Source organism: Rhodococcus sp. MEB064 (assembly GCF_000834565.1).
GTDB lineage: Bacteria > Actinomycetota > Actinomycetes > Mycobacteriales > Mycobacteriaceae > Rhodococcoides.
Genome location: NZ_JXQS01000045.1, coordinates 1 through 9,623, shown reverse-complemented (window position 1 = coordinate 9,623; position 9,623 = coordinate 1). Strand labels below are relative to the sequence as shown.

Annotated in this window: 10 protein-coding genes; 9 read left to right on the top strand and 1 reads right to left on the bottom strand. The window is 68.2% G+C overall.

What is annotated here, in order from left to right; translation table 11 throughout:
• Positions 1 to 114 precede the first annotated feature (114 nt).
• The 9 genes from RU01_RS17935 to pdxS all read left to right on the top strand — a co-directional run bounded on the left by RU01_RS17935 (position 115) and on the right by pdxS (position 8,806).
• Positions 115 to 570 (top strand): TIGR02611 family protein, encoded by a 456-nt coding sequence (locus RU01_RS17935; protein ID WP_082043224.1) that lies wholly within the window; start codon positions 115 to 117, stop codon positions 568 to 570.
• The gene (locus tag RU01_RS17930; RefSeq protein WP_052493359.1) at positions 549 to 1,316 is read left to right on the top strand and encodes a (2Fe-2S)-binding protein; all 768 of its coding nucleotides are present in this window, start codon (positions 549 to 551) and stop codon (positions 1,314 to 1,316) included. The genes RU01_RS17935 and RU01_RS17930 overlap by 22 nt, the downstream gene beginning before the upstream one ends.
• Before the next feature lie 88 nt (positions 1,317 to 1,404).
• Positions 1,405 to 3,471, top strand: coding sequence for a threonine--tRNA ligase (gene thrS / locus RU01_RS17925; RefSeq protein WP_042575951.1), 2,067 nt, complete (start codon positions 1,405 to 1,407; stop codon positions 3,469 to 3,471).
• Positions 3,468 to 4,019, top strand: a complete 552-nt coding sequence (locus RU01_RS17920) for an HIT family protein (protein WP_042575949.1) — start codon at positions 3,468 to 3,470, stop codon at positions 4,017 to 4,019. The genes thrS and RU01_RS17920 overlap by 4 nt, the downstream gene beginning before the upstream one ends.
• Positions 4,020 to 4,026: 7 nt before the next feature.
• Complete coding sequence (pgsA, locus tag RU01_RS17915) at positions 4,027 to 4,710, top strand: phosphatidylinositol phosphate synthase (protein WP_042575948.1); 684 nt, start codon at positions 4,027 to 4,029, stop codon at positions 4,708 to 4,710.
• Positions 4,707 to 5,621, top strand: a complete 915-nt coding sequence (locus RU01_RS17910; protein ID WP_042575947.1) for a phosphatidylinositol mannoside acyltransferase — start codon at positions 4,707 to 4,709, stop codon at positions 5,619 to 5,621. Before pgsA ends, RU01_RS17910 begins: the two co-directional genes overlap by 4 nt.
• Positions 5,618 to 6,742 carry a glycosyltransferase family 4 protein gene (locus tag RU01_RS17905; RefSeq protein ID WP_042575946.1) on the top strand — a complete coding sequence of 375 codons (1,125 nt, stop codon included), beginning with the start codon at positions 5,618 to 5,620 and terminating at the stop codon, positions 6,740 to 6,742. Before RU01_RS17910 ends, RU01_RS17905 begins: the two co-directional genes overlap by 4 nt.
• Positions 6,742 to 7,764, top strand: coding sequence for an NUDIX hydrolase (locus RU01_RS17900; protein WP_042575945.1), 1,023 nt, complete (start codon positions 6,742 to 6,744; stop codon positions 7,762 to 7,764). The genes RU01_RS17905 and RU01_RS17900 overlap by 1 nt, the downstream gene beginning before the upstream one ends.
• A gap of 115 nt (positions 7,765 to 7,879) precedes the next feature.
• The gene (pdxS, locus tag RU01_RS17895) at positions 7,880 to 8,806 is read left to right on the top strand and encodes a pyridoxal 5'-phosphate synthase lyase subunit PdxS (protein ID WP_082043223.1); all 927 of its coding nucleotides are present in this window, start codon (positions 7,880 to 7,882) and stop codon (positions 8,804 to 8,806) included.
• A 107-nt stretch (positions 8,807 to 8,913) separates the two neighbouring features.
• Here pdxS and RU01_RS17890 read toward each other — a convergent pair whose 3' ends face one another.
• A complete protein-coding gene (locus tag RU01_RS17890; RefSeq protein WP_042575944.1) occupies positions 8,914 to 9,525 on the bottom strand; it encodes a hypothetical protein in 612 nt (203 codons plus the stop codon).
• Positions 9,526 to 9,623: the final 98 nt, after the last annotated feature.

The following is a 9,623-nucleotide window of genomic DNA, read 5'->3' as shown; positions in this document are numbered from 1 at the left end:
AACCCAGCCGGGACCACACATCGGAAGGCCCCCGCCACACGGCGGGGGCCTTCTGTCGTCTCCGGCCCGCCGCGTCCCGGCCCCCGCGGACGTCGCCCCGGTTAAAGTGGCCCCGTGAGTACCGACGACGCACCTTCACGCGAGGCCGCTACCCCCGCCCGAGCCTCCCGCGACGAGGAGCGCAGCCGTTACCGCGAATTCCGGGACGGCATCGCCGCCCGACCGGGGGCGGACCGGATCTACCGCATCGTGGTCGGAGTCGTCGGCACGATCGTTCTCCTCCTGGGCATCGTGGCAATTCCGTACCCCGGACCGGGCTGGCTGATCGTCTTCGCCGGTCTCGGCATTCTTGCCTCGGAATTCGCGTGGGCGAAGAAGGTCCTCCGCTGGGTGCGTGTGCGATACGACGCGTTCATGGAATGGTTCGGACGTCAGAACCTGGTCGTCAAGGGGATCGGCCTTCTCTTCACGGTGGCCGTCGTGCTGGCGACTCTGTGGCTCCTGGGCGCACTGGAACTGGTGGCCGGGTGGGTCGGCCTGGACTGGGCGTGGCTGCAGAGTCCGCTCTGAGTCACGTCTCGGACGTGGTGTCCGCAACGGGCCACGCCCTTCCGTGGACGGTCGGCCTGATGACGGTCGACCCACCCGACGCTCGACGCCTCGGCGACCCGGACACCGTCGACGCTGCCCTCGCGCGGGCCGCACAGAGATGGCCCGACGTGTCGGCCACGACGTGCGCGACGTTGTGGTGGTACGGCTCGAGTTCGACCCTCGCTCTCGTCGTCGCGTCACAGCTTCTCGTCACGGGAAAGTGCATCGATCCGGGCGCGTCCGTGTCCACGGTGTCGATCGGCGGTACGGGAACTCTCGAGGCGGTGACGTCCTCGTCGATCGTGGACGCGGTCGATGCGCCCGACGCACTGGCGGACGTCGTCGATCTCGTCGTCCGCACGCTCTGTGCCCGCGTGCCGGGACTGTCGGCGCCGAGCCTGTGGGCCGTCGCGTCGGACTCCGTGGCGAATCGCACGCTCGATGCCGCCTCCGCGCTGGGACGGATCGAGGACGCGTCACCGCTGATCGCGTCGTTGACCTCGAGGCGGCGCGCGCAGCGGTTCCCGGAGCCCCGGCTGGTCGATGTGACACGCGACGGGAGCGTCACGCCGGCCGACGACGGGCCCCCCGCGGCGGGCACCAGGCGGTTCCTGCGGCGGAGTTCGTGCTGTCTCGTCTTCGAGTCGGGGGAGTCGATGTGCACCAGTTGCCCGCGTCGTACACCGGCAGATCGCGCCCACCGGTGGTCCGCCCTCGTCGGGTGAGGTATCTGGCGTGTCGGTCCTCCCGATACGCTGTCATCGACAACTCTCTCGTCCTCCCACCCCACACCAGGAGCGCATCACCGTGAGCATGCCCGATTCCGCTGTCCTCGCACCCCGCATCCGCGTGGCCGCAGGGACGACCGCCGGAACGGCGTTGCGCGACACCGGCCTCCCCAACAAGGGTCCCGACGCCATCGTCGTGGTGCGTGACGAGGACGGCCGTCTCCGCGATCTGTCCTGGGCACCGGAGCAGGACTGCGAGGTCGAGCCCGTTCGTGCGGACAGCGAGGACGGCCGCAGCGTGATCCGCCACTCCGCTGCCCACGTGCTGGCCCAGGCTGTGCAGGAGATGTTCCCGTCGGCGAAGCTCGGTATCGGTCCGCCCATCGAGAACGGCTTCTACTACGACTTCGACGTCGAGAATCCGTTCACCCCGGAGGACTTGACCAAGCTCGAGAAGAAGATGAAGCAGATCATCAAGAGTGGTCAGCGCTTCTCCCGCCGGGTCTACGACTCGCTCGACGCTGCGAAGGCCGAGCTGGCGGACGAGCCGTACAAGCTGGAACTGGTGGACGACAAGGGTTCCGTGGACGACCCGGAGGTCATGGAGGTGGGCGGCGGCGAGCTGACCGCCTACGACAACCTGAACCCGCGCACCGGAGACCGTGAGTGGGGCGACCTGTGCCGCGGCCCGCACGTTCCCACCACGAAGTACATCCCGGCGTTCAAGCTCACCCGTAGCTCGGCCGCGTACTGGCGCGGCGATCAGTCGAAGGCCGATCTGCAGCGTGTGTACGGCACCGCGTGGGAGTCGCAGGAGGCCCTGGACGCGTACCTCGAACTGCTCGCCGAGGCCGAGCGTCGCGATCACCGCAAGCTGGGATCCGAACTCGACCTGTTCAGCTTCCCCGACGAGTTGGGCTCCGGCCTCCCGGTGTTCCACCCGAAGGGCGGCATCGTCCGCAAGGAGCTCGAGGACTACTCGCGCCAGCGGCACGTCGAGCAGGGCTACGAGTTCGTCTACTCACCGCACATCACCAAGAGCACGCTGTACGAGGTCTCCGGTCACCTCGATTGGTACAAGGACGGCATGTTCCCCGCGATGCATCTCGACGCGGAACTCGCCGAGGACGGCACGGTGCGCAAGCCCGGCCAGGACTACTACCTCAAGCCGATGAACTGCCCGATGCACAACCTGATCTTCGACTCCCGCGGCCGCTCGTACCGCGAACTTCCGTTGCGGCTGTTCGAGTTCGGGTCGGTCTACCGCTACGAGAAGTCGGGCGTCATCCACGGCCTGACCCGTGTGCGCGGTATGACGCAGGACGACGCTCATATCTACTGCACTCGCGAGCAGATGCACGAGGAGCTCACGAACACGCTGAACTTCGTGCTCGGACTGTTGAAGGACTACGGCCTCGACGACTTCTATCTGGAGCTGTCGACCCGTAACCCCGACAAGTCCGTCGGCTCCGACGAGGTGTGGGAAGAAGCGACGACCACACTCGCCGAGGTGGCCACCGCGTCCGGTCTGCACCTCGTGCCCGATCCGGGCGGCGCCGCGTTCTACGGTCCGAAGATCTCGGTGCAGGCCAAGGATGCCCTCGGACGCACGTGGCAGATGTCCACCATCCAGCTGGACTTCAACCTTCCGGACCGTTTCGGCCTCGAGTACACCGGCAGCGACGGCGTCAAGACGCGTCCGGTGATGATCCACCGCGCACTGTTCGGCTCGATCGAGCGCTTCTTCGGTGTCCTGACCGAGCACTACGCGGGCGCGTTCCCCGCGTGGCTCGCGCCCGTGCAGGTCGTGGCCATTCCGGTGGCCGAGGCGTACGAGGATCACCTCTTCACCGTCGTGGCGGCGTTGAAGAAGGCCGGCCTTCGCGCCGAGGTCGACGCGGGCGACGACCGGATGCAGAAGAAGATCCGCAACCACACCACCCAGAAGGTGCCGTTCATGCTCCTCGCCGGGCAGAACGACGTCGACGCCGGCGCGGTCAGCTTCCGCTTCCGCGACGGCACCCAGATCAACGGAATCCCCGTCGACCAGGCCGTGACCGCGTTGACCGAGTGGGTGGCTGCTCGCCGCAACGAGTCGCCGACCGCAGAGATCTTCGGCGGCGCATTCCCGGCCGGGGGCGACGAAGGATGAGTACCGAGGACACCGACGGCGCCATCGTCGACACCGGTGCAGGCGACGCGGATCGGCTGCAGCGACTGTGGTCGCCGCACCGGATGACCTACATCGCGACGGCGCCGAAGACCGACGACAAGATGGCGTCGGAACCCTTCACGCAGATCCCGACCCTCGACGACGAGGACGGGCTGATCGTGGCGCGCGGTGAGCACGTGTACGCGGTGCTCAACCTCTACCCGTACAACCCGGGTCACCTCATGGTCGTCCCGTACCGACGTGTGGCCGACCTCGAGGAGCTCACTGCCGAGGAGAGCCTCGAGCTGATGCAGTTCACGCAGCACGCCATCCGCACCATCAAGCGTGTGTCGCGCCCGCACGGGTTCAACGTCGGGCTCAATCTCGGTGCGCCGGCCGGCGGTTCGCTGGCGGAACACCTGCACCAGCACGTCGTCCCGCGGTGGGGCGGAGACGCCAACTTCATCACCGTGATCGGCGGCGCCAAGATCATGCCCCAGTTACTACGAGACACGCGCGCGCTGCTGGCCGACGCCTGGAAGGACTGACGCCGACGTGCTGAGCATCTTCGGTAGGGCCTCCGCGTCCAAGGTCACCGCACCTCTGGGTCGCGCCCTCAACAGCACCGGGCTCACCCCCGACTCCGTCACCATCATCGGCACGGTCGCCAGCGTCGCCGCCGCGGTCACGCTGTTCCCCATGGATCACCTGTTCGTCGGGACGCTCGTGATCTGGCTGTTCGTCATGTTCGACATGCTCGACGGGGCCATGGCGCGAGCACGCGGTGGCGGAAGCAAGTACGGCGCAGTGCTGGACGCCACCTGCGATCGTGTGGCGGACGGCGCCATCTTCGCCGGTCTCTCGTGGTGGGCGATCTACCACCAGAACGATCGCCCGTTGCTGGTGGCCATGCTGGTCTGCCTGGTCACCTCCCAGGTCATCTCGTACGCCAAGGCTCGTGCCGAGGCCAGCGGGCTCACCGCCGACGGCGGCCTCATCGAGCGCCCCGACAGGCTCGTCATCGTCCTGGTCGGGTCGGGACTGACCGGTATCGGTCAGCTCGCCGGCCTCGGGTGGCTCGAGTACGCGCTTCCCGTCGCCACCTACTTCCTGGCGGTAGCGAGCATCGTCACGGTGTTCCAGCGGGTCCTTGCAGTCCGCAACTCACCGGGTGCTCGGGACATCATCCCGATCCGGACCGATGCCAACCGGATCGAGCCGGACAGCTCGGCTGGATGAGTCTGTCCGAGCGGGCCGGGGCCGCGGGATACATAGCCGGGTGGCGCGTCGTCCGGGCACTGCCCGAGGGCGTCGCGACCCGGTTGTTCGATGCCGGCGCCGATCTTGCGGCGCGGCGGAACGGCGGCCCGGATCAACTGCGTCGTAACCTCGCTCGCGTCCTGGGTACCACTCCGGAGAACGTCCCGGACGAGATGATCCGTGCCTCGGTGCGCTCCTACGCGAGGTACTGGCGCGAGGCGTTCCGGCTTCCGTCCATGGACCTGGCCGCGCAGGCCGCGTCGATCGACGATGCGGTGGTCGGCCAGGAGTACCTGGACGCGGCGCTGGCCACGGGTCGAGGCGCGATCCTGGCGCTGCCCCACAGCGGGAACTGGGACATGGCCGGAGTGTGGTTGACCAGAACCCGTGGTCAGTTCACGACCGTCGCGGAGCGCTTGAAGCCGGAATCCCTGTACCGACGTTTCGTCGAGTACCGCGAGTCGCTGGGCTTCGAGATCTTCCCGCTGAGCGGCGGCGAGCGGCCTCCGTTCGAGCAGCTGTCCGAACGTCTGCGCGACGGCAAGGTGGTCTGCCTGCTCGGTGAACGCGACCTCGCGCGACACGGTGTACCGGTGACCTTCTTCGGCGAGCCGACGCGGATGCCGGCCGGACCGGCGCGACTCGCCATCGACACCGGGGCGGCCCTTCTTCCGGTGCACTGCTGGTTCACCGAGGACGGGTGGGGCTTCTCCATCGAGCCGCCGGTGGACGTGTCCGGCGGTGTCGAGAAGGCCACCCAGTCGCTCGCGGATCGGTTCGCGGCCAACATCTCCCGTCATCCCGCCGACTGGCACATGCTCCAGCCGCTGTGGTGGTCGGACCTCTCGCAAGGACGGCGCGATCGGATGACCGGCGAGGCGCAGCGGTGAAGATCGGCATCGTCTGTCCCTACTCGTTCGACGTGCCCGGCGGAGTGCAGGCGCATGTCGCCGAGTTGGCCGAAGTCCTGATCCAGCGCGGTCACAAGGTGAGTGTGCTGGCGCCCGCGAGCGACGAGACGGCCCTGCCGGACTTCGTCGTCTCCACCGGGAAAGCATTGAGTTTCCCGTACAACGGCTCGGTGGCGCGACTGGCGTTCGGGCCGGTGACCTACACCCGTATCCGGGCGTGGATCGAGAAGGGCGAGTTCGAGGTCCTGCACATCCACGAACCCAACGCCCCCAGCCTGTCGATGCTCTCGCTCAAGATCGCCGACGGTCCCATCGTCGCCACGTTCCATGCGTCGACGACGAAATCGTTGCTGCTCAGCACCTTTCAAGGTGTTCTCCGGCCGTACCACGAGAAGATCGCGGGCCGGATCGCCGTCTCCGAGCTGGCGCGTCGGTGGCAGGTCGAAGCCCTCGGGTCCGACGCGGTCGAGATTCCCAACGGTGTGCACGTACCCGCATTCGCGACTGCCCCGGTGCTGCCGGGTTACCCGCGGCCCGGCCGCACGCTGGTCTTCATCGGACGCTACGACGAACCCCGCAAGGGCATGCAGACTCTGCTCGCCGCGCTGGGCCCGATCGCTGCTCGGTTCCCCGATGTCGAGGTCCTCGTCGTCGGACGCGGCGACCAGCAGAAGCTGTGCAAAGAGGCCGGTGACCTGGCGAAGCATTTCCGCTTCCTCGGCCAGACCACCGACGCGGAGAAGGCGTCGGCGCTGCGCAGTGCCGACATCTACTGCGCGCCCAACACCGGCGGGGAGTCGTTCGGCATCGTGCTGGTCGAAGCCATGGCGGCCGGCGCTCCCGTCGTCGCCAGCAATCTCGACGCGTTCCGCCGCGTCCTCCGGGACGGCAAGGCAGGTGTGCTGTTCCCGGTCGGTGACTCCGAGGCCATGGCCGACGCCGTCATCCGGGTGCTCTCGGACGACGACGAACGGGCGGAGCTGGTGCGGCAGGCGAGCAGGACGGCAGTCACGTACGACTGGCCGGTCGTCGCCGAGCAGATCGTGCGCGTCTACGAAACCGTTGCCGTGCCCGGCCGGACCGTGAAGGTGATCGACTGATGTCCGCGTCGTTCTGGGTCGTCACGGCACTCGTGGTGCTGCTCGTGCTGGTGCTTCTCGTGGCGTTCTGGGCGTACTCCACGGCGCGCCGACTCGACCGCCTCCACGTCCGGTCGGACCGGTCCTGGCAATCGCTCGAGTCCGCCCTCGCTCGCCGCTCCGTGGTCACCAGGGCTGTCGCCGCCGCGCTCGACGCTCCCGGCTCCGTCGAGAGTCGCACGCTCACCCAATTGGCGGACCGCGCCGAGAGGGCGGAGCGGGCCGATCGCGAGCGGGCCGAGAACGCGGTGTCGGTCGCCCTGGGACGCGTCGATCTGGCTCGGCTCAATCCCCAGATGATCTCCGAGCTCGCCGACGCGGAAGCGCGCGTGCAGATCGCCCGTCGATTCCACAACGACGCCGTCCGCGACACCCTCGCGCTGCGGTCACGTCGGCCGGTCCGGCTGCTCCGCCTCGGCGGGACCGCGCCGATGCCCACCTACTTCGAGATCACCGAGAGCGAGACCGCCGACGACGACGTCGATTCGGCGTCGACACGGACATCGGCGCGGGTCGTCCTCCTGGACGGGCGCGGACGGGTGTTGTTGCTGCGCGGTCACGACCCTGCGGTTCCCGACGTGCACTTCTGGTTCACCATCGGCGGCGGGGTGGAAGTAGGGGAGACGCTGCGGGACGCGGCAGTCCGCGAGCTCCAGGAGGAGACCGGTCTGGTCGCTTCGGCCGAGGATCTGCGCGGACCCATGTGGCGCCGCACCGCGACGTTCGCCTTCGACGGTGTCGTCATCCGCTCGGAGGAACTGTTCTTCGCGCTGCGCGCGGAGGCGTTCGAACCGGTGCGGACGGGCTTCACCGAGCTCGAGCGACGCGTCGTCACCGGGCACAGATGGTGCACGTCCGACGACATCCGTGCGCTCGCGTCGTCGGGCGACGCGGTGTATCCGCGGGCGATGGCGGAACTGCTCGACGAGGCCGACACCGTGCTGGCGTTGCGGACGGACCCGGACGTCCGCGCCATCCACTGACCTGCTGTGACACCGGCCATAGTGGGCCAGTGTGGATCAAGTGGTTATCGCGAGAAGGTCCAGCGCGAGCCTAGGCTCGCGGTGCACTCGTTCCCGCACGTCTGAGGAGAATCTCGTGACCACCGTTGCCGTCCCCACATCCGAGCAGAACGGTTCCACACCGTCCACCGGCACCGCCCGCGTCAAGCGAGGCATGGCCGAGATGCTCAAGGGCGGCGTCATCATGGACGTCGTCACCGCTGATCAGGCGAAGATCGCCGAGCAGTCCGGTGCCGTCGCCGTCATGGCTCTCGAACGCGTGCCTGCCGACATCCGCGCCCAGGGTGGCGTCTCCCGGATGTCCGACCCGGACATGATCGACAGCATCATCTCCTCGGTCAGCATCCCCGTCATGGCCAAGGCACGCATCGGCCACTTCGTCGAGGCGCAGATCCTGCAGAGCCTCGGTGTGGACTACGTCGACGAGTCCGAGGTCCTGACTCCGGCCGACTACGCCAACCACATCGACAAGTGGAAGTTCACCGTTCCGTTCGTCTGTGGTGCGACCAACCTGGGTGAGGCGCTGCGACGCATCACCGAGGGCGCGGCGATGATCCGGTCCAAGGGCGAGGCCGGCACCGGCGACGTCTCCAACGCGACCACCCACATGCGCACGCTGCGCGACCAGATCCGTCACCTGACGTCGCTGCCCGAGGACGAGCTGTACGTCGCGGCGAAGGAGCTGCAGGCTCCCTACGATCTGGTCGTCGAGGTCGCCCGCAACGGCAAGCTCCCCGTCACCCTGTTCACCGCAGGCGGCATCGCCACTCCCGCGGACGCCGCGATGATGATGCAGCTCGGCGCGGAGGGTGTCTTCGTCGGATCCGGCATCTTCAAGTCCGGGAACCCGGAGCAGCGCGCCGCCGCCATCGTCAAGGCCACCACGTTCTTCGACGACCCGGATGTGCTGGCGAAGGTCTCGCGTGGTCTCGGCGAGGCCATGGTCGGCATCAACGTCGACGAGATCCCGCAGCCGCACCGTCTCGCCGAGCGCGGGTGGTGATCTGACACCACCGTCACTCGACCCCGCGAGTACGTCCGAAGTGTCGTGACGCGACCTGGATTAACGACGATATCGGCGTACTCGCGGGCGTGAAGGGGTGACGTAGGTCAACGCTCGACCAACAGCGCCGGCCGGTCGGGGTGATCCATCTTCACCTCGATGTCGGCCGGCTCGGACTGTGCCGCGTGCGTCGTCAGCGCGGGCACCGTCCACCGCTGGTTCTCGGGTGTGAGTCTCGACGCCGTCCGCTCCGTGAGCGTCGCGGCGACGGTCAGGTCGAACTCCAGACCCCGGCCCAGCAGCATCGGCCCGGCGACCAGGATCACCTGGTTCTCGGAGGCGTCGACCATCGAGACGCGTGCGGAGCGGTCGGTGCGCTCGTCCCAGATCGCCGGTAGCCAGCGGCCGTGACGTCGCACCGACTCGAGCACTTCACGACGCAACCCGTCGTAGTCGAACCACACGGTGCGATACGACAGCTCGTCCTCGTGGCCGTACTCGAGGCGGAGCGACGCCGGCCGAACCCACCCGTGCAGCGAGATCACGGCGGCCGCGCGCCCCGAGGCCCGCAGGCGTCCGGACACCTTGTCCGCCAGAGTGATCGGCGATGCCGCGTCGGCACCGTCCACGGCGACGACGCATCGTCCCTCGAGCGCGGCGATGCGGTCGACGACGAGGTCCACCACCGCGTCGGGAGTCGTGGGGGAGAAGCGGGGCACGGTCTCGATCCTGCCCGACGCAATGCCTCCACCCCCCGCGAGTACGGCCGAAGTGTCGTTCAGGGGGCCGATTCTGCGACACTTCAGCCGTACTCGCG

Coding starts and splice junctions, on each gene's coding strand:
- thrS (WP_042575951.1), top strand. CDS start 1,405: ATGCCCGATTCCGCTGTCCTCGCACCCCGCATCCGCGTGGCCGCAGGG.
- RU01_RS17920 (WP_042575949.1), top strand. CDS start 3,468: ATGAGTACCGAGGACACCGACGGCGCCATCGTCGACACCGGTGCAGGC.
- RU01_RS17910 (WP_042575947.1), top strand. CDS start 4,707: ATGAGTCTGTCCGAGCGGGCCGGGGCCGCGGGATACATAGCCGGGTGG.
- RU01_RS17900 (WP_042575945.1), top strand. CDS start 6,742: ATGTCCGCGTCGTTCTGGGTCGTCACGGCACTCGTGGTGCTGCTCGTG.